General features: G+C 53.3%; 13 protein-coding genes. 2 read left to right on the top strand and 11 right to left on the bottom strand.

Annotation, left to right across the window (positions count from 1 at the left end):
- Window positions 1–56: 56 nt before the first annotated feature.
- From LLG96_10015 to LLG96_09980, 8 genes are all read right to left on the bottom strand, one after another.
- A complete protein-coding gene (locus tag LLG96_10015; protein MCE5250539.1) occupies window positions 57–1,946 on the bottom strand; it encodes a hypothetical protein in 1,890 nt (629 codons plus the stop codon).
- A gap of 560 nt (window positions 1,947–2,506) precedes the next feature.
- Window positions 2,507–3,901 (bottom strand): Gfo/Idh/MocA family oxidoreductase, encoded by a 1,395-nt coding sequence (locus tag LLG96_10010; GenBank protein MCE5250538.1) that lies wholly within the window; start codon window positions 3,899–3,901, stop codon window positions 2,507–2,509.
- A gap of 160 nt (window positions 3,902–4,061) precedes the next feature.
- A complete protein-coding gene (locus tag LLG96_10005) occupies window positions 4,062–5,654 on the bottom strand; it encodes a sodium/solute symporter (GenBank protein ID MCE5250537.1) in 1,593 nt (530 codons plus the stop codon).
- Between the two features lie 261 nt (window positions 5,655–5,915).
- Window positions 5,916–6,914 (bottom strand): DUF5107 domain-containing protein, encoded by a 999-nt coding sequence (locus LLG96_10000; GenBank protein MCE5250536.1) that lies wholly within the window; start codon window positions 6,912–6,914, stop codon window positions 5,916–5,918.
- Between the two features lie 40 nt (window positions 6,915–6,954).
- Entirely contained in the window at window positions 6,955–7,974 is a 1,020-nt protein-coding gene (locus LLG96_09995) for an alcohol dehydrogenase catalytic domain-containing protein (protein ID MCE5250535.1), read from the bottom strand.
- 2 nt (window positions 7,975–7,976) lie between these two features.
- Window positions 7,977–9,092: a mandelate racemase/muconate lactonizing enzyme family protein gene (locus tag LLG96_09990; protein ID MCE5250534.1), complete on the bottom strand. Its 1,116-nt coding sequence runs from the start codon at window positions 9,090–9,092 to the stop codon at window positions 7,977–7,979.
- 107 nt (window positions 9,093–9,199) lie between these two features.
- A complete protein-coding gene (locus LLG96_09985; GenBank protein MCE5250533.1) occupies window positions 9,200–12,583 on the bottom strand; it encodes a hypothetical protein in 3,384 nt (1,127 codons plus the stop codon).
- A 159-nt stretch (window positions 12,584–12,742) separates the two neighbouring features.
- Window positions 12,743–13,672 (bottom strand): polysaccharide deacetylase family protein, encoded by a 930-nt coding sequence (locus LLG96_09980; protein MCE5250532.1) that lies wholly within the window; start codon window positions 13,670–13,672, stop codon window positions 12,743–12,745.
- A 463-nt stretch (window positions 13,673–14,135) separates the two neighbouring features.
- On the opposite strand from LLG96_09980, the gene LLG96_09975 reads away from it, so the two are divergent.
- Complete coding sequence (locus tag LLG96_09975) at window positions 14,136–16,367, top strand: SLC26A/SulP transporter family protein (protein ID MCE5250531.1); 2,232 nt, start codon at window positions 14,136–14,138, stop codon at window positions 16,365–16,367.
- A 122-nt stretch (window positions 16,368–16,489) separates the two neighbouring features.
- On the top strand, window positions 16,490–18,184 hold the full coding sequence (locus LLG96_09970) for an SUMF1/EgtB/PvdO family nonheme iron enzyme (protein ID MCE5250530.1): 1,695 nt from the start codon (window positions 16,490–16,492) through the stop codon (window positions 18,182–18,184).
- Window positions 18,185–18,388: 204 nt separating this feature from the next.
- Here LLG96_09970 and LLG96_09965 read toward each other — a convergent pair whose 3' ends face one another.
- Genes LLG96_09965 through LLG96_09955 form a run of 3 tightly spaced genes read right to left on the bottom strand, consistent with a single transcriptional unit; the run spans window position 18,389 to window position 20,512 of the window.
- Window positions 18,389–19,051 carry a methyltransferase domain-containing protein gene (locus tag LLG96_09965; protein ID MCE5250529.1) on the bottom strand — a complete coding sequence of 221 codons (663 nt, stop codon included), beginning with the start codon at window positions 19,049–19,051 and terminating at the stop codon, window positions 18,389–18,391.
- 3 nt (window positions 19,052–19,054) lie between these two features.
- Window positions 19,055–19,735 carry an ATP-binding cassette domain-containing protein gene (locus LLG96_09960; protein MCE5250528.1) on the bottom strand — a complete coding sequence of 227 codons (681 nt, stop codon included), beginning with the start codon at window positions 19,733–19,735 and terminating at the stop codon, window positions 19,055–19,057.
- A 24-nt stretch (window positions 19,736–19,759) separates the two neighbouring features.
- Entirely contained in the window at window positions 19,760–20,512 is a 753-nt protein-coding gene (locus LLG96_09955; protein ID MCE5250527.1) for an ABC transporter ATP-binding protein, read from the bottom strand.
- Window positions 20,513–20,516 lie beyond the last annotated feature (4 nt).

Here is a 20,516-nt window from a genome sequence, read left to right as displayed (position 1 = left end):
TTCTGTGACCATGAAAGCTGTCCGCAAATGGCGGAACTTCTCTCATGACGGATGTGTTATTTCTTATCGGATAAAGTACCTCCGTACATCCGTGCAAGCGTATCGAGCGAAAACTTGGGTTTGCGGTCAACGCTCACGACACCATAGGGGCCGAAAACAGCATAGTCGAAGAAATCTCTGCGGTGATAATAATCGGCCCAGCACCAGAGCACGCCTCCCGAAATCCCATGAACACTCCGGATCGCATCCCATATTCTCGATATATAGGCAGCCTGAAAATCTTCCGAATAGTAGACATCACCGTGAATGGTTCTGATACCGCGGGCGCCGAATTCGGTAATGACGATCGGCTTATTACCGAAATAGCTCCGCATGAGCGTCAGGATATTGACAGTCGGCTGGTATGCAAACGAATCGATCTGGGCGGTGTGACGGCATAACTGGCCCTCGAAAATTCCATAGTACTTGTTGAAACAGACGATATCCGCCTCATCGAACGCGCGATGTTCCCGTGGATCCCCATTGGCAACGAACGTGACGAGACGGGTTTTGTCGAGCGACTTCGCCAGACGGATCAGCTCACGCATCACGGTTATACCGATGTCATTGTTCGTTTTACTTTCGTTCGCCATGCTCCAGATGATAACGCAGGGGTGATTCTTGTCGCGCGCGACCATTTTTCTCAGCACAGGTTTCGCCTGATCGAGGATTTCGAGGCTCTGATTCACCCCGTCCCTGCCCCACCAGTCCTGACCCCACCAGTTGATCGGAACTTCTTCTATCATCATGAATCCGTACTCGTCGTACAGCGATAACAGATCGGGCGACTGGGGATAGTGAACGCGGATGGTGTTGATCCCGACCTGTTTCATGAGTTTCAGCTCCCGGCGTAAGACATCCGTGGGAACAACGGGGCCCATCCTGTCGTAATCGTCGTAACGGTTGACTCCCTTGATGGTGACAGGGATTCCGTTGAGGAGAATATCGGTGCCGTTCGTAGTTACGGCTCTTATCCCGAACCGGTCTGAAACGGTGTCGATGATGTCCCCATTGTGTGTCAGGCTGGCAGTAACGGTATACAACACCGGGGAATCGGGAGACCATGCTTCGGCTTTTTCGATCGAGATTTCGACGGGGACTTTCGTGGTTTCGCCGGGTCCGGTGTGAACATTCACGGTGGTGTCCGCCTGACCGGTGACACCCTCGATTTCCACGGAAAGGACGAGCTCGTTATCCGTGTCGGCCGTATTCGAAATCTCAACGGTACAGGAAACGTTTGCGCCGCCTTTATCGGGTACCGCAGTGACCGCCAGATCGGCGATACGGGTTTTCGATGTTCCGACAAGCCTCACCGGCTGCAGAATCCCGCCGTACTGCATCCATTCGATCCGTTTCGCCGCGGGAAGCCATTCTATTCTCGGCCGGTTGTCTACCCTGAGCACAAGGGTACTGGTTTTGCCGGGCTGAAGGTGATCGGTCACATCGAACGAGAACGGAAGATAGCCGCCGATGTTTTCACCGATGTATTCGCCGTCGATCCATACCCTGCTGTAATACATGACCCGGTTGAAAATGAGCTCCGTACGCTTATCGGCATCGAAATCTCCCAGATCGATCGTCGTCGCGTACCAGCCGATGCCCTCGTAACCCCACAGGGCCTCATCGTAGCAATCCCATGCACCCGGAACGGTTACGGGAGTCCATGCATTCCTGTCGAAATCCCCGGCATACCAGCGTTCCTGTTCACCGATGTCGTTGACATCGATCTGGAAATGCCAGTTGTCATTCAGAACAACGATTTTACGTACAGAGAGAAGTTTTGCCGGCTTACCGGGAATTTTCGTGTCGGCCGGTTTACGGCAGCCCACGGCGAGCACGTTCAGGAGCAGCAGAATGACACCAGCGGTGATTATCCGGTTACCGGGTGAAATCAAACGTCTCATCATGGCAATTTCCTTTCAGTATGTTCCGTAAATTTTTTTCTGGCGCAGAATCATACGAAGGTGAATTCTATGAGCTACATTTCGATGTAAATAATGTACGATTTACGAAGTACGATTTACGAATTATAGAGGTTCTTCAGGCTCCAACAAACACGCCCTATTATATGAATCCCTTATAATATGATACTTTCCTTTGCGCGCCCAAAGGAAAGTATCCCAAGGAAAAGGCGCCCGTGAAAAGCCTTTATCCCTGTTCATTTCCCGTTTTTCGGGAATGTGTGAACTCACGAGCCTTCGGCTCGCTCGGACAGCACCCATTCTTTTTCCGAAAACCGGTTGTGAACAGGGGGCTTTTCAACGGGATAAAAAACCATTGGTGTCTATGTTCTATATCTATTTATAATCAATATATTACACCACAATTCAGTATGGAAATTAGAGCGTCATCAGAAAATCGATCCCCGATCTACCCGGGGATAAAACCGTACTTCGTAAATCGTAAAGGTCTTTATAAACGCTATCCAGTATAAATATAGTAAATATTCTTTACCGCCCTGCACTGCTTACACTTTATCGGGCACATAAAACGGCTTCCGATAATCACGACTCATCATCGCATCCGCTTCTTTGTCACCGACATAGCGTTCATTGACCGGATCATAAACCAGGGATCGTCCCAGCCTGTAGGACGTGTTCGCAAGATGAACGAGCGAACAGGTATGATAGCCTTCTATGATCGGCGCGGTCAGAATACCCGGATCGTTTGCCCGAACAGCATCGATGAAATTCTGGTAATGATTGCCGATGCCGCCGCCGGAGGGACCGGGTTCCTGTTTTTTCCCCATAAATGTCCACCACCGGTCGACCGTTTTGACCATGTAACCTTCAGACCCATAAAAAATGTTCCCGATGACATTCACATCGCTCATCATATATCCCTGTGTGTTATCCTTGTTCTGGTTTGCCTGCTTCCGGATATCGCCTTCGTCGTTGGTATTCCAGTGACGGACCTCGAACTGGAGCATTTTCTTTTTATCGCCGCCGCCTTCCTGGGAAGGAAACTCGAACAGCGCCACAATGGCATTGGGCGTGTTCTGTGCATCGTCAAACATGAAATGGCCGCCCATGGAAGTAACTTTCGTCGGCAGAGTGACCCCGAGTCCCCAGCGCGCAATATCCATTTCATGAGGCCCCTGATTGCCGATATCCCCGTTCCCGTATTCCCAGTTCCAATGCCAGTTATAGTGGAACCGATTGCGGTTGAAAGGCCGTTCGGGAGCGGGGCCGATCCACAGATCGTAATGGACTTTACCGAGGTATTCTTTCGTATATGGTTCGACTGGCCCATCGGGGTATTTCCCGATGGTATCACGCCATTTATAGCACATTCCCTTGGCCATATAGACCTCGCCTATTCCGCCTTTTCGTAAAAACTCGACCGCTGTCCGGGCGCAGGGATTGCTTCGCTGTTCGGCGCCGTCCTGACAGACCATCTTGTATTTTTGAGCGGCTTCGACGAGTTTTTTACCCTCGAAAATGTTGTAACAGCACGGTTTTTCGACACTCACATGCTTCCCTGCCTGCATGGCCCAGATAGCAGCCAGCGCATGCCAGTGATTGGGCGTGACAACGGAAACCGCATCGATGGTCTTGTCCTCGAGCAGTTTACGGATATCCCCATATGTCTGCGGTCTTTTCAATCCCCGATCGGTAAACAGTTTCTTAATCCGCTCTTCAAACAGGTTTTCATCCACATCACAGAGAGCCGCAACTTCCACATTTTCGAGTTTCGAGTATTCCAGAATGTGATTCTGTCCCATCCCGTGAATTCCGATAACGGCGACACGTATACGGTCATTGGCTCCCCGCCATTGTTTCTGATTTCCCCAGAGCAGCGGCGCAGCCCCGGTCGCCAGACTCCCCGCAGCGATGTACTTGACAAAGTTTCTCCGATTCATATGGCAACTCCGATCCCCGACAGTTTATGTTTGATAAAAACCAATGGTTCGATTCATCCGGCAGACAGAATTGCACGGAATATTTTGAAATAACCGATCCCAAACGCTTTTCGTATCCGAAGAAGCTACGGCTTACTGGAAATCATTCAAAAATAGACATCTACCAGAATATGATGTAGAGCGTAATCATACATGCCACGGATATTCCCCACCAGAGCCAGAAATTTTTGTACCAGGAATAGGGTTTCGGACATTCTTCGGGAGGGAGATTAGCAAGATCGCGTGTCCATACAGCCGTGCGCACCTGTTCGCTGTCAGGTGTCGATGAAAAGAGGCTTACGGCAATCATCACTCCGAGCAGCAGGAAAAATTCGATGCCGACGAGATTGAAAAAATTGAATCCGGGGAGAATCCGCTTTTCGAGCCAGAATGTCAGAGGAATGAGCACCATTCCGAGAAGCATGGTCACGATTGCCCCGCGGTTTGTCGCCCGTTTCCAGAGCGCGCCGGTTGTAAATATCACCGCGAAAGGCGCCGCCATGACCGCCCAGCTCTGCTGGAAATAATCGAAAATGGTGGGGAATGTTCCGACAACCGGAGCCCACAGCGCCGCAGCCGCAAGCAGAATACCTCCGGTTGCACGGCCCACGGTCACGAGGTGGCGATCCGAGGCATCGGGCCTGAAGTACACACGGTAAAAGTCGATCGAGAAGAGAGTCGCAATCGAATGAACGAGGGCGCTGATAGTGGACATGATGGCCGCGAAAACACCGGCGTATACGATGCCACGTAATCCGGCGGGAACCATGTAACGGACAAGATAGGGATAGACAGCATTCGGCTCGGGTGGAACGGGCATTGCGCCGATCTGCGCAAGACGGTATCCCACGATGCCCGTGAACTCGATTGCCAGCCCCAGCAGAATACCGAGGAAGGTGGCGAATACCACTCCCATGCGGGCGTTCCATTCGTTTTTCGCACCCAGACACATCTGGATATAGAACTGGTTGGTGCAGGCATACCAGACATTCGTGGAGAACATGAGGACGAGGATAGCAGTCCAGGGCAGTTCGGGATGATCGATCGGCAGAAACAGGTGGGCACGTTCGCCGGTGCCGACCGCTTCCATGAATCCGCCGGGGATGTGCATCAATCCCGTCACCGTGATGAAAAGCCCGCCGACAATGAGCAGAACGCTCTGAAGTGTTTCCGTCCATGCCACAGACGACATGCCGCCATAGACCGTATATAGACCGGTCAATACAGCCAGAAGCCAGATGCAAGTAACCACCGGAAATCCAAACACCTGGTGCATCAGGTATCCGCCGGAAAAGAGCACACCTGCAAGATTGATGATGAAATAACTCGCCAGTGTCATTGCCGAAAAGATAGACCGTGCAAGGGGGCTGAATCTTCGTTCGAGGTACTCGGGGATGGTCATGATGCGCCGCCGGAAATAGAGCGGCATGAAAACGACCATCAGCAGGGCGAAGGAGGGGAATACTCCCCATTCCCAGTGGATGACCGCGAGACCGACTTCGTATGCCTTTGCCGAAGCCCCGATGAACTGTTCGGTGCTGATGGATGTTGCAACCATGGCGAAACCGACGGCGTACCACGGAAGACGCCCTCTGGCAAGAAAAAATCCCTCCGCCTGTGCTCCCTTGTTACGTCCCGCAAAAAAACCGATAAGGAGCACAGCGACAATGTACAGCGCGAAGATGATAAAATCCATGGCGCCGATTGCAAACATATAATTCCCTCATTCGCCGTTCATGCGGGATGCCGGTGATGCACTGTGTCTTCAGAAAACAGTCCGATTTTCAGCCCGGATCATTCATGAAAAATATTTAACCACAAAGACACAAAGGCACAAATAGATATAACAAATTGTATATACTATCTTTAGTAATTATAATTCTTTCACAATAAAAATAAGATATAAAACAAATCCGCGAAAATCCGCGTTCCACATAATTTTTTACAGGCCGGATCAGGAACAATCACCGGTATTTCATATACCGATGACCTGTCCTCCGGATTCTATGCCTTTTACACCGGAGAGGCCCTCATATACGACGGCTTCAACCTCGCATTTCAGCGTTTCACCGGGATTCAGATGACCGCAGGTTCCCTGCTCGATGGCTTTGTCGAGAAGAAACGGATAGGCGGTGCAGGGTTCTAAAATGGCCGTGCGATAACCGCGCCAGCCGCCATCTGTGATAAACAGCCAGACCGATGTGAATATTTCCTTCGGAAAATGCATGCCGAAACCCACTCTCTTTTCAGAATCGGTCATCGCGCACCAGCCATTCTCCAAATCGATGCAGTAGACAAACTCTTTGAACGGACGCCCGGAGCCGAACATGAACCGCAGGTCGCAGTCGTCACCGTCCTTTCCCCTGCAAACCGGCCAGGGGAAGCGTTCTTCCCCGACCAAGAAGCTGAATTCCCGATCGCCCCGAATGACCGTACAGGGCGGCAGATCGATACGGCTCGACGGGGAGATATTGAGCGCCGGGTGAAGTTTCCAGAGGAAATCGAGACCGGTATGGCTCATGTTGACAAGTTCATACCGGAACGTAAGCAACGGGCTGTCGCGTTTTACGGTCAGCCAGCGATCCAGCCGGGCAGTGGTAACCGAACCGTAACACCACATGTGCAGCACCGCCTGCTCGTCGGATTCTTCCTCTATTACCGCCTGCCAGGGAAGCGTCCAGAGCTCGCCGTGATCCGGGTATGGTTCACCGGCTGCCGATGTCGGTTCGTCATTGGGGAAGAGCTCGTCCCATCCGCCGTAAAAATGATCGTCGAACCGCGATCCTGTGGGGAGCCGACGCGGGATTAGACGGGGATTCTGCCAGAGAATGCCGGTATCGGACGGTTTATGGATGAGCCGGAATATCTTGCCGCCGAGCTCGGGGAGAACTACGATTCTCAACAGTGAATTCTCGATGCAGATTGCCTGCAATCCGTGATACTGCCATGCCGTTTCAACGATAATATGTCCCACGTTTCACCTTCCTGTCCGATGAATCTCGACGTCCCGAAAATCATGCCGGGAAAAGAACCGCTTTAATAGCTCCGTCGCGGCGGTCACGAACACATTCATACGCCTGCTGAGCCTCGCTGAACGGAAACCGGTGAGTGATGATCGATGCGAGATCGAGTGAGCCATCAAGGAGCCATCCAAACAAACGTTCCCATCCTACACGATCCGAAAGAGCGCCGTAAACGGTTAAATCCTTCAGTGTGATTATATCGATATTCACGGTGGGTACCGGCGAGCCATGAACACCGTACAGCACGACACGCCCCTGCACCGATACCAGATCGAGGGCCGATGCAAGGCTTGAAGATGTCCCGGCTCCATCGAACACGAGACCGGCGCCCCGTCCTTTCGTGACATCATTCACCACTTCACGGGGATTCTGTACAGCAGGGTTGATAGTGATATCGGCGCCGAGCTGTGCGCCAAGCTTTAGACGTTCGGGACGGGTTCCCATGAGGATTGTCGTTCCGGCGCCCAGAATTTTGCCGATCTGCACGGCAATCAGTCCCGCGGGACCGGGGCCGATGACCAGAAAAGTCTCTCCTGCACATACTCCGGGCTTGACCAGCGCGCCCAGTACTTCGGGATCGAGAATGGCGGCAACCTCATCGCCGATACCGTCGGGAACAGGAATCGCGTTCCGCGCCGGAACCGTTATGAACTCCTGCATTCCCCCGGTTACCGTCTGGCCGATTTCATACCCATTGGGGCAGAACTGTGTCGCTCCCCGGTGGCAGAACACACATTCACCGCATCCCACCACGGAATCGATGGTCACCCGTGTTCCGGCCGGGCATTCCACAGCGTCGCCTGTTTCTTCGACTACACCGGCAATCTCGTGCCCCAGCACATGGGGCGGGTCGGTGAACCGCGTCCTGCCGCTGACGATATGCACGTCGGTACCGCAGAGTCCGACAGCGGTAACCCTGACGAGCACTTCCTCTCTGCCCGGTGGTGCGGGAAGAGGGGCATCTTCGGTATAGACAAGCGTGTCGTTCCCGGTCCAGGTAATCCGTTTCATGATCAGGCAACCCTGTACTGAGCGATGACGGTTTCATCGAGCTCGATACCGAGCCCCGGTTCCTGGGGAACCGATACACGGCCGTCGACGACTTCGAAACGCTGTTTTGTGAGCGTGTGCCTGAGAGGCGACTGGCTCACGCAGTATTCGAAAATGAAGGAATTCGGAATCGCTGCAAGAAAATGGAGCGAAGCGGCAATATTGATGCCTGTCTTGAACGAATGGTTCACGACCGGACGACGACGGTCCCGTGCAAGACCGGCAATGCGGAGAGCCTCGGTCAATCCGCCGCAGCGGGTCACATCCACCTGAACCACATCGATACCCCCGCGATCCATGAGCTCGATAAAGGAGTGGCGTTCGCTTTCCTCCTCACCGGCGGCTATCCGGACTTCGGTGGCCCCGGTCAACCGTGCGTACCCGTCGAGATCATCAGGATGGAGCGGCTCCTCGAGCCAGTAGATGTCATAATCGGCGAACCGACGGGCCATCATGATCGCGGTTTTGGCATCCCAGACCAGGCCAGCGTCAATGATGACATCTCTGTCGGTGCCGACCGCACGGCGAATCTCACGCACGAGCGCCACATCGTTGTCCGGATCGCTTCCGAGCGGTTCCCAGCCAAACTTCACGGCTGTAAATCCCATGTCTGCATAGCGTCTCGCCATATCGCCGGTCTCACTGACGGTATCGCCGAACAACGAGCTCGCATAGGCTCTGATGTTCTGACAGCAGTTTCCTCCAAGAAGGGTGTGAACCGGCTTACCGGTTGCTTTCCCCAGAATGTCCCACAGAGCGATGTCGATGCCGCTCATTGCATGGATGACCGCCCCGCGACGGCCGTAATAGAGCGATCCTTCGTACATTTTATCCCATATCTGCCGGATATTGAAGGGGTCCTGGCCGATGACGATGTCCCTGAGACCGCGGCAGAGCGTATGGGATTTCGGCGCCTCTATGATCGCCTTGACCACCCGCGGCGAGGAATCGACCTCGCCGATACCCACGATTCCTTCGTCGGTGGTGACCTTCACAACTGCCGTATCCTGGCTGCCATCCGTGCGCCAGGCGATATCCGGCAGGCTGAGCAGTATGGTTTCAACATCGGTTATTTTCATGCAGCGCGCTCCCTTGAAAAAATGAATCATCGATACCCGACTAAATAAACCAAACCATGAACCATAAACTATAGACCATAGACCATAAACCAAACCATGAACGAGCATCAATACGATACAAGAACATCGAAAACACCACCCGAAGGATCGAGAGTGACCGCTTCACGCTCCGTATCGAAGCCTTCCCACTGCCTGCCATTCACCGTGACCGACCGCATCGGTTTTCCGAAGGGCGCGCGGACGAACAGCACAATTTTCCCCGGCGTTTTCACGGGTTTAAGCTCAATATGCGCCCTGACCGTGCCGGGATTACCACCATGCTGCATGACATAGGAGACTTCCCCGAATATGGTCTGGGCCGAATACAGTTCTATCGGCCTGCCGGGTTCGAGCCATCGTCTCGGCGTGCCGGGCGCAATCCAAAGCTCATTGCCGGATTCCATGACCAGCATGTCGCAGACACGGTTCACGAACCGGGCCTCATCCGGAATCTTGTGCATGGGCCCGCTGCCGACACCCCATCGGCGGTATTCCTCGGTAAAGGCATTGACATCCCGGTAGAGACAGGAGACCATGGAATTATAGATATTGCGAATCGCCGCCGGGATTTCGTTCCGCAGCAGGTACGCCTGGATGGGATTCTGCAGATTGGGCTGGAAGACCATGCCCCCGCGGCTGAACCAGTACTCGTCGTCCACCACGCCGTGGATGTGCTGTCCCAGCGAGCTTGAAAGCGTGATATTGTCCTCCCAGTCATCGAGTATCGCATCGGACAGGGAATCGCGCGGTTCAAGAATTCCGGTCGTGATGAGAATCATGGGGCCATAGAGGGCTTCCCGTGTCGCCGAAAGACGGAATGTCAGGAGGGTGTTCTGCCGGTACCGTTCATAATATTTCGACCGCATGGGACCGAAATACCGGAATCGCTGATAGACATGGGACGGCACGAACGGAACATAAGTATTGTTTCGGAGGCGCGCCACGGGGGCGAGTTCGCTTGATCGCTTTACTGCGGTGCGGATATCCTTCAGATAGTCGGCGGCCTCCTTTTCAAGGCGGTCGGCTCCGGGAATGCCCGTCTGTCCGAAGACATCGGCGGTACTCTGCAGGCCCAGCCAGGCATAGGCGTTCACCGCGAACCAGAATCCCCATTCATCGTTATCCTCAAGCCTTCCCGCCGGGAGAAGCCCGTAGTGACGCACCGGTCTCCCCTGACCATCGAGAAGTTTTGTCAGGTTACGCTGTTCGATGATCCAGTCGGCTGCCCTGAGCATATTGGGCGCCGCATGGTCGAGCCATGCCCTGTCACGGGATAAAAGGTAATGCTGAGCCATAGCCCACAGGACAGTGCCGTGGTCGAGGTTATACCTGCCGGAGGTATAATTGTATGTCTCATCGACCCTGCCGCCGTGGAACACAGCGCTCTGGTCGCCTGTGAACGTCCCCGGCATAGGGTCGGTGCCCTGGAGCTTCAGGAACGTTTCCAGATACGAGGCAGCCGTTCCGCTGTCGCCGATCCGGTCGAGAAAAAGGGTCTGGAAGGAAGACTCGTTCGAATACACGCCATAGGACATGCTCGCCGCCGGAACCATGAAGAGGCCGCTTTTCGGGTCTTTCGAGGTGCTTATCCTGATATGGGGGATAACCGACTGGGCCATTTCGTTGAATTTCCGCTCGGGGACATTATAAGCGGTTCCGGCATTGACCACAGTCCGCCAGTATTCGGTCACCCGCAAACGCTCGGCCCCGTAATCGAGTGCGGCGATACGGGGGATGTCACGGATGGTGAGATCGCCCGCAAACGGCGCAGAAATGTATACGGTCACTGCCTGATGAGCAGGGATTTCAACGGGCTGATGAACGGCATTGTCCCTTACAGTCTGGTCGGGCAGGATATTGCCGGAAGGAAGTTTTACTCCGGCCCTGAGAAAGATTTCGCCGTTTCTGGAATCGCAGATGAAACCGTTCCGAACTACCGGGCTTGCAAGCGAATCGGCTTTGAGCCAGACATGGGCTATCGCGTCTGTATCCTTTGGATTTTCGATAGAAAGGGCAATCATGAGAATGGCAGGCGTCTGTTCGCTTCGTCCCGCGTCATATGGCGACAACGGCCCTTCGAGCAGGGTCACGAAGGCTTCCTCGCGGAAATTCAGCCCCTCATGGCTCCAGATCACTTCCGGCACCGGGAGATAATCGTCAAGAATGGACATTCGGGACTTGTCATCATCACGGATATACACGGGATTTTCTCCGGTTCCGATATACCAGTGAAGCACATCGCTGTCCCAGGATAAGCGCGCAAGCTCGGCGCCTTTCGCCTTCGTCTGCCGTTTACTCATGAAGAAACCGCCGCCCCATTCGAATGCGAACTTTTGCCAGCTCGCATCCGCCGCCAGAGGCAGATACAGCCGTCTGCCGTCCTCGCGCAGGGATACGGAAAGCACAGGGATTTCGGCCACCGCACGGTCGTAAGTCTGCTCGGGCTCGACCCTGAGCTGATCGCGTATAGTGCGGCCCTGAACAGCCCCAAAACCGGCGAAAGTAGTCGCATCATCCGCCTTTTTTATGAACACGGCGTACAACGGTATATATATGGGGCCTTTATCGAGATCGTCCACAAGAAATGAGAATGTCCCCCGCGAGCTCCTGACAGTCATAATGGTCAGGTCGTTCGATCCCGGCAGATCGGGTGATGCGGTGATGATATCGGCCCGGATACCTTTCGGTTTGCCCTCGGGACGCAGTTTCCACCCCGATGGGCGGTCAACCGTATCGCCCCGGGTGAGCCCCCATCCCGAAACCTTTCCGATGCGGCCGTTGAAAATCTCCAGGGAGCCCTCAACCGGCGAGTTCACGGTCGTATCACCGAGAAACTCGATGGAGCATGATACCTTTTTCTCCTTCGTCGGGGAATACACATGGAATGCGGTTACGGCGGAAGGTTTGATGGTGTACACAAGACGGATTTTCATTGTCCGGCGGTAAACGACGGCTTCGGGAAGATTGCCGGCGCGCCCGTTTTCCTCTGTCGTCAGGGGTTTGAAGGTGAATGCGATGGTTCGCCCGTTGATCGAAGAGTTCACAGCAGCTTTCGTCCATTCGCCCTGCCAGGGATCGTCCGCCCGGTCTTCGATGGTATGCAGGCGGGGCGGTTCTCCGGGCCATGTTCTGTTCCAGTACTCGACGGAGACAGCTTTCGCGAGGGATTCGTTTACCGCGCCGCTGTGTGTAACCTCGATCCGTACAACATCGCGCTCCTCCTGCCACCAGGCTCCGATGTTCCACTCGTTGTCAGCAGTCCGGGGAACCTCGATGAGTTTCGCGTTTGTAACCGGCGCCCCGAGAACATCGCCCGATGACGGCCATGATGCCATCTCGCCGAACGATGTCAAATCCCATGTGTTGTAAGTTTCCTGCGCATTGCAGGGAAATGCGGCTGCAAAAAGCATAACGACACAGAAGAAACAGAAATGGTATATCACAGTCCTCATATGCACCTCAGGATGAACGGTTTATGCGATAATCATCTGCCCAACACTGCGTATGGTCTGTTCGACCGGATGGTTCTCCGGAATATAATCCTTACCGTTATGACAACTTGCTGTGTCCGGCACATTATTCACCGGCAGGTAACCGTGGAACGGACATGCTTACCCCGATAACCGGGCATACATATCCGAATATGTGCACGGCTTCAATCCGAGCTTGCGGACATGGGAAAATGTCAGCTCGAGCATTTTCATACCGGGATCGAACGAGAACAGCGACCAGGGATGCCAGATGAACGAGAGATATGTCGCCCCCGTGGAAGCGGCCTTTTCTATAAAAATCCTGTTGACCGCGAATTCCTCCTGCGGTGTGGTCACGAATCCCGGCGGGATGGCTTCAGGCATCGCGGACGGCCAGAGTGTCATGCGGCTCGGACCGAACTTGTTGTTGTTTTTCAGCAGATTCTCGTGCCAGCCATGACCGGGCAGTTCCCACAGGTCAGCGTATCCATCCGGGGCGTATGTGAACGGTTCTGTTATCAGTGCAGGCATCGAGTAGTCGGGCCCCCAGAGCAGGCTGCTCGTATATTTGAAACCCGCTTCGCGTACAAGACCGAGCACATCGTTCGCTCCCCTGAAACCGTCGACGAATCCGCATCCCGGACGAAGTCCGGTACAGGGTTTCCCGAACACCCGTTCGACTACCTCCTTGCCCTTGAAAATCTCCGTACGTTTTTCATTGAGGGGAATCTCTGACCCGCAGAAGGGATTATCCCGCAGCATCCGGTGTGAATAGGTATGCGATGCTACCTCGAAAAGGGGATCATTTAGAAGTTGACGATAGTCGGCGGAATTGGCTTCGAGCGTTTTTCCCACAATGAAAAATGTCGCCGGGATGTGTAACTTCCTGTGTACGGCGACGATGGCTTTGCAGGCCTCAAGACATGACGGCGATTCGGTGTCGTAGGCAGCGATATAGCTCGTTTCCTTTTTGCCGCTACCCGCTGTCTGGGCAGCGGCCGAACCCACAACTGAACAGGTTCCCCATGCCATGGCCGCCATGAGAGCTTTTCTGCGCGAGAGCATGATCATACAATGGAATCCTTGTTTACAGGTACGGAAGCAGTATACAGTGCATATACAATGACTATAATTACATTATTACATAATTTTATTGCTTTGAATACTAATAAAATGAAAATTTCATGAATTACAACCGGATTTTTTCTTATACGGGAATAATCACACTTTTCGAAATTCCAAGGATTTTTCAAGAATTATCGAGTAAATAAACTCTGTCAGCATAAATCATCAGTCTATTGAATCCCGTAAATTTTTCAGATTATAATTCAAACAGGGGGGGTTTTATTATTTTCACTCTGAAGCATATACAATTATCATGCTTGTCATTTGCAACATTTCATTATAGTTTATAGGGTGTGCCGCAGAAATTTTTTAACCACAGTGCTCCTGAATATTTACAGAGATCAACATAAATATTCTTGCCCATCATGGGTGTTTCCATACTGTTTCCGGGACATCGTGAGGTGATATCATGACTGCTCAAACCGGTAAAGGCATGCAGGAAACACATTCGTGGATCGATGATCTGTGGGGCGGACTTTCGGCAATGCTCGTTGCGCTGCCCTCCTCCATCGCCTTCGGAGTCCTCGTCTATACGGTGCTCGGGCCGGAGTATGCGGGACAGGGCGCCCTTGTCGGGATTCTCGGCGCGGCGGTGCTCGGTATTGTCGCGCCTCTGGTCGGACGGACGGGGGGACTTATATCCGCTCCCTGCGCACCGGCGGCCGCTGTCCTTTCCGCGCTGGCTCTGGAACTTTTTTCCAAAACATCCGGAAACGGGCTCGATCCGGCAAGCATTCCCTCGCTCCTGGTGCTGACCGCTGTGATATCAGCCGGATTTCAGATTCTCTACGGAGTCATAGGCGGGGGCAGGCTGATAAAATTCATTCCCTACCCGGTAGTCAGCGGCTATCTCTCCGGAGTGGGAGTCCTCATCGCCCTCGGCCAGCTTCCCAAACTGTTCGGCCTGCCAAAAGGAACATCGCTTCTCCACGGTTTGTTCTTGCCGGGACTCTGGACATGGCAGAGTCTCGCTGTCGGGCTTTTCACCATGGCCGTCATGGTGATTGCCCCCCGTCTTTCAAAAAAGGTTCCTGCCACAATCCTTGGCCTCCTGGGGGGTATGGTCGCCTATTTCGCTCTCGCCGCGCTTTCTTCGGGTATGCTCGATATCAAGGATAATCCCCTCATAATCGGGCCGATCCAGACCTCCGGCAATCTTCTTAACGTTGTTTCCGGACAGGTAACCTCTCTGTTTTCCGTCCACCTTGCATCCATCCGGCTCATATTCATTTCCGCGCTCACCCTTTCAGTGCTGTTGTCCATCGATACCCTGAAGACATGCGTGGTACTCGATTTTCAGACCCGAAGCCGTCACAACTCGGACAGGGAACTCATGGGCCAGGGAATCGGGAACCTTGTATCATCCCTGGCCGGCGGCATGCCGGGCTCCGGAACGATGGGGCCAACGCTTGTCAACGTGACCAGCGGGGGACGAACTCCCCGCTCCGGTGTCATCGAGGGCGTATTTGTCCTCATGACCCTCTTTCTTTTGAGCCGGCTGATCGCATGGGTACCGATCGGCGCGCTGGCGGGTATTCTGCTCATTATCGCATGGCGAATGTTCGACAGGAGCATGTTCCGGCTGCTGCGTTACCCGGCCGGGCGGCTTGATTTCGCTATCATTCTCGGGGTTATCCTTGTCGCTGTCACAGTCGATCTGATCGCCGCTTCCGGAGTGGGTGTGGCTCTCGCGATCCTGTTGTTCATCCGTGACCAGATACGGGGAACGGTCATTCGCCGTAAGAGATACCTCAACCAGATGTCCTCGAAAACCCGTCGTCTTGCCGCGGAACGTGCTGTCCTCGTCCAGCACGGCGATCAGGGGGTTTTCTGCGAACTCCAGGGCAATCTGTTCTTCGGCACCACCGACCAGCTCTATTCCCAGCTCGAACCCGACCTCAGGACAAAGCGCTTTGTCCTTCTCGACATGCGCCGTGTTCAGTCCATGGATTACACGGCAGCGCACCTCTTCGAGCAGATGCAGGTACGGCTTTCGGAACGCGACGGGCAGCTTCTGTTCAGCGGTATGCCGTCAGCCCTCCTCGATCAGCGTGATTTCGAGCATTATCTGGCCGAGCTCGGCGTCATCAGAAAAGGCGGCGGTATCATGATTTCCGATACTCTCGACGGCGCGCTTGAATGGATGGAGGAACAGATTCTGGAAGCTGCGGGGGTCAAGACAAAGGACGAGGAACAACTGCTTGAGGTCAGGGACATCAACCTTTTCCGTGAGTTAGACGACAGAACGCTCGATGGGCTTGCCGCCTGCATGCACGAACTCTTTGTCCCGCAGGGGCAGAGAATTTTCTCTCACGGCGACCAGGGAGACGAGATTTACTTTATCCGCCGCGGCAGTGTCCGGATTCTGCTGCCCCTCGAGGGGGGGAAATACCATCACCTCGCCACTTTTGGCAGAGGTGATTTTTTCGGTGAAATCACTTTTCTCGATCGTGGTCACCGCTCAGCCGATGCCGAGGCAAAAACTCCGACCGATCTCTATGTGCTCTCACGCTCCCTGTTCAACGAACAGTCGCTGGCTGATGCAGCTTTGGGCGTACGGGTCTTTGCCCGCCTTGCCCTTGCTATCGGCGAACGTCTCCGCCAGGCCGATACCGAATTACAGGTACTCGAAGAGCGGTGAGCATAAACAGAAAATATTTCGAATTATCAATATGTTATGCACGAGAAGAGTTCCCGTGGAAAATAAGGTAAATTACTATAATCAGGCACAAACACAGGTTTTTATTATACCGGGAGACCGTCATGTATAATCGTCTTCATGTCTCAGCGCTGGTTCCGCTTGTTTTTTCATTTTTCATGATTACCATCATTCATCCGGCGGATTCTGCCAACTTCGACCGTGATCCTCACTATAAATACCCATCGAGCGCCGCGCCCTATATCCCGGAACGTCACAAACCGCGGCAGTATGTCATTTACCGGGCGGTCGGGCCTGTTGTCGTCGACGGCTCACTGGATGAAACGAGCTGGGCAAACGCCGAATGGACAAACAGGTTCGATCATATCCTTTCGACGCGGGGTTATACGAAACCGTTTCTCGCAACCCGGGTGAAAATGCTCTGGGATAACGACCGCATTTACTTTGCGGCCGTACTGGAAGAACCGAACCTTGTCGGCCATATTGCGGAGAACGATACGGTGGTATGCGGCGACAACGACTTCGAGATATTCATCGATAGTGATGACGATGCGCAGAATTACATCGAGCTTGAATTCAACATTCTGGGAACGGTCTGGGACATGTTTTTCCATAAGGAATTCCACCGCGGCGGTCTTCCCATGAGCTGGCCGCAGCACTTTTACAACCGGCCGTACAGCCTGCCCTGGGACCTCGAGGGACTGCGCGCTGCGGTACGTGTGGACGGGAGCATCAACTATCCCCTCGACACCGACCGGGGATGGACGATCGAGGTGTCGATCCCCTGGAAATCGCTCGACGAGACAAACATGAGCAGGGGAAAACTCAGCCGGAACGGTACATGCATGAGAATCGGATTCAGCCGTGTTCAGTACCAATGGCCGCGCAATGTATGGCCTATTACGGATTTCGATCACAAGGGCTCGTGCTGGGACTGGACATGGACACCCAATCTCGCCTACGACATGCATGTCCCCGAGTCATGGGGACGTGTTATCCTGTCCGACCGGACGGTCATCGATCCCAAAGACCCGGAGCTCGAAAACTCGTTTCCATTCACCGAAGCACCCCTGTCAAAACGGAAGCCGAATGTCGGTGACATGGTCAAAATCAAAGGCGGTACCTATACGATAGGCCCGGACAACACCGACCCCGAAGATTCTCCCAAAGGCACCGTCACCGTGGAAGATTTCTACATCGACCGTTACGAAGTCACCACAGGCGATTATGCCCGGTTTCTCAACGTAGGGGGGAACGATACCCACTACATGGAGGATATGGCGGATCCCGACTTCTGCGGCATCGTCAAAAACGGCGAAGGGAAGTATAGTGTCGTTCCGGGGAAAGAATACTACCCTGTCGTCTATATGCGGCCAGAATCGGCGCAGGCGTATGCGGTATGGGCGGGAAAGCGTCTTCCCACGGAATACGAATGGGAGATCGCCGCGCGGGGAAAAGAAGCCCGTCTCTATCCCTGGGGGAATGAGCCGCCAAATCCGGAGCGGGTGAATTTCGACCACCATGTCGGTCATACGACCCCGGTCGGCTCGTACGAAAAGGGGAAAACTCCCGAGGGAGTGTATGACATGGCAGGCAATGTATGGGAGGTGCTCGAAGGAAACTGGACCGAATATCCCTGGGGCAAAAAAATCGCCGGAATGCCGGAAGGCAGGCAGCTCATGCGCGGAGGGTCATGGGTGACCCCGCCGGCGAACATCGGGAGCACGTACAGAAGCGCGATGAGGTACTCCGGCTGGGCGGCGATGATCGGATTCAGATGCGCAAAGGATGCACGGTAAGGACAGGGTCGGTTTCAAATTATTGGGGGACATTCAGGGAATTCGGAATAATACTGCTCAGTTCTTGTTGTTTCATTGGTGGAGATAGTCGGGATTGAACAGACGACCTCCACACCGAACACGCTTTTCCGGATTGGAATAAAAATAAGGATTATACATATCGTTTCAGTTGCCATTACCGACTTATACAGGAACAGCAGCGGATTATTTTTTAAAGGATAGCACCTGATACGGAGACAATCCCAATTCCTCAGAAAGACCGCCGCTTTTCCCCGACGAATATCCGGTAAACTGGATTGAAGACAATCCTGCGTTGAGAAGCATTTGTTTCATTTCATCTTCAGAGTGACAAAAACAGTACGCCGGATTATTATCGATGAGCAGTCGGGGCTGTGTGTACCGAATGATCCCCTTGTTCGACCGGACATGGTGCAGAAAAAAGACGCCGTTATCGCACAGGAGGGCAGCCAGCCGTTTTAAAGTCTCTTCTGATTGTTCGCGGGGAATATGGAGGAAAGAAGCGAATCCGTAGATGCCATGAAACGGTTCGGGAAAGTGTGCCGGAATCGTCATGTCCATGACCTGAGCCTTTACACCGGGATTCCTTGATTTGGTCAGCGCAATGAATTCTTCCTGAAAATCGGTGGCGGTGACATCGTATCCGGCCAGCGAAAAAAAATGGCTGTCCCATCCCAGGCCACATCCCACCTCAAGAATCCGTTTTCCGGGCAGATGCCGGATGAACAGGTTCCTGCATCGCTCATGCAATTCGAAATCGTAGTTCTCCTTGACCGTTCTATCCCAGAGAGAGGCAATTCTCCCATACGAATCATGATTTATCGCCTGTATCGCCGAAAGGGTATCCATCGTTCAATCCAATCGATGAATGGTATGAGCGTTTTTCTCCAGAAACCTGACGGAATGAGATATCCAGAGGATGCCCATGTTAAAGACGGAATGGTAGTGCATGATAAGCTCGACAATCTGTTTCTGGCTGATGGGGTCAAGCGATGATGTAGGTTCATCGAGCACCACGAAACGGGGTTGCAGGGAAAGAACTCTCAACAGTGAGAGACGCTGTATCTGTCCGCCGCTCAATTCGAAGGGATACCGGGAGAGAAGATTTTTATCCAGGGACATGTTCCGCAGAAAAGGTTCGAGAACGGTTATTGTTTCATCGGTGGTATATGCCATATGATGAACGAGGAGCGTCTCCGCGAGCGAGTCGATTATTTTACGGCGCGGATTGAATATGAGAAACGGTTCCTGGCTCATCCAGCCGTAATTGCGCCTGTACGGACGAAGGTCATTGTTTCGGATATTTATACCGTTCCAGTATATATCGCCCTCCCAGGTCGGGATGAGATTGAGGATAGACTTGCCGAGCGTGGACTTGCCGCAGCCGCTCTCGCCGGACAGACCGATGATTTCCCCGTGATGAATATGCATGGTGAAATTCTTCACCACATAGTGTTTTTTGGTGAGTACAGCGCCCGAAAAATGAAAAACGCTGAGGTTTCTGGTCTCGATGATGCACTGATGTTCGGTCATGGCTCCGGCCGGTTTAAGCGTTTTTTATAGAACAGAATGCAACAAATCGATAGAGTACGGATGGTGAGGGCAGGAAAAGAACGCCTCTTTTGCTGCTGTTTCGAGGATGATCCCTTGCCGCATAACCATGATGAAATTCGAAATACGTTCCGCAAGATAAAGATCATGGGTGATGAGAAAAATCGAGATATTTCCCAGAGAATGTATGGTGTCCATGACCATTTCCCGGTTGCGATCATCCAATCCCCGGGTCGGCTCATCGATAATGACCAGCGAGGGATCGTTTATAAGGCTCATGGCAATCATGGCGCGCTGGTTCATCCCTCCGCTCAACTGGTGCGGGTAGGAACGGAAAACCTTGTCCGGCTGTGGAAAATTCAATTTCTCCATCAGGGAGAGAGTTTTCTCCCGTGCCTCTTTTTTCCTTGACGGGTGATGAATACGATAGGCTTCCGATATCTGTTCTCCGACCGTATATATCGGATTGAAATAGTTTTCGGCATTGGACCAGCTCATGCCGATATCCCTGCCTCTCACGGTTCTTGCTTCGGATTCCAGAGTGAGTTCCTTTCCATTGAATCGGATCGAACCGTCGACACGGGCAGTTTGAGGCAGCAGATTCAGCATTGCGAGGGCAAGCACAGTCTTTCCGCACCCGCTTTCCCCAATTACCGCCGTTTTATCCCCATACCCCAAAGCAAAGGAGACCGAGCTGACAGCCCGAACAGTTTCATTCTTCATTACGAATGAAACGGAAAGATCAGTTACTTCCAGCATGCAT

Source organism: bacterium (assembly GCA_021372535.1).
Classification (GTDB): domain Bacteria; phylum Latescibacterota; class Latescibacteria; order Latescibacterales; family Latescibacteraceae; genus JAFGMP01.
This window is presented reverse-complemented; position numbering and strand designations above follow the sequence as displayed.

What these genes read in the sequence shown, in the direction of transcription:
- LLG96_10015 (MCE5250539.1), bottom strand. Translation starts at nt 1,946, where the DNA reads ATGATGAGACGTTTGATTTCACCCGGTAACCGGATAATCACCGCTGGT.
- LLG96_10010 (MCE5250538.1), bottom strand. Translation starts at nt 3,901, where the DNA reads ATGAATCGGAGAAACTTTGTCAAGTACATCGCTGCGGGGAGTCTGGCG.
- LLG96_10005 (MCE5250537.1), bottom strand. Translation starts at nt 5,654, where the DNA reads ATGTTTGCAATCGGCGCCATGGATTTTATCATCTTCGCGCTGTACATT.
- LLG96_09995 (MCE5250535.1), bottom strand. Translation starts at nt 7,974, where the DNA reads ATGAAACGGATTACCTGGACCGGGAACGACACGCTTGTCTATACCGAA.
- LLG96_09990 (MCE5250534.1), bottom strand. Translation starts at nt 9,092, where the DNA reads ATGAAAATAACCGATGTTGAAACCATACTGCTCAGCCTGCCGGATATC.
- LLG96_09985 (MCE5250533.1), bottom strand. Translation starts at nt 12,583, where the DNA reads ATGAGGACTGTGATATACCATTTCTGTTTCTTCTGTGTCGTTATGCTT.
- LLG96_09980 (MCE5250532.1), bottom strand. Translation starts at nt 13,672, where the DNA reads ATGATCATGCTCTCGCGCAGAAAAGCTCTCATGGCGGCCATGGCATGG.
- LLG96_09975 (MCE5250531.1), top strand. Translation starts at nt 14,136, where the DNA reads ATGACTGCTCAAACCGGTAAAGGCATGCAGGAAACACATTCGTGGATC.
- LLG96_09970 (MCE5250530.1), top strand. Translation starts at nt 16,490, where the DNA reads ATGTATAATCGTCTTCATGTCTCAGCGCTGGTTCCGCTTGTTTTTTCA.
- LLG96_09965 (MCE5250529.1), bottom strand. Translation starts at nt 19,051, where the DNA reads ATGGATACCCTTTCGGCGATACAGGCGATAAATCATGATTCGTATGGG.
- LLG96_09960 (MCE5250528.1), bottom strand. Translation starts at nt 19,735, where the DNA reads ATGACCGAACATCAGTGCATCATCGAGACCAGAAACCTCAGCGTTTTT.
- LLG96_09955 (MCE5250527.1), bottom strand. Translation starts at nt 20,512, where the DNA reads ATGCTGGAAGTAACTGATCTTTCCGTTTCATTCGTAATGAAGAATGAA.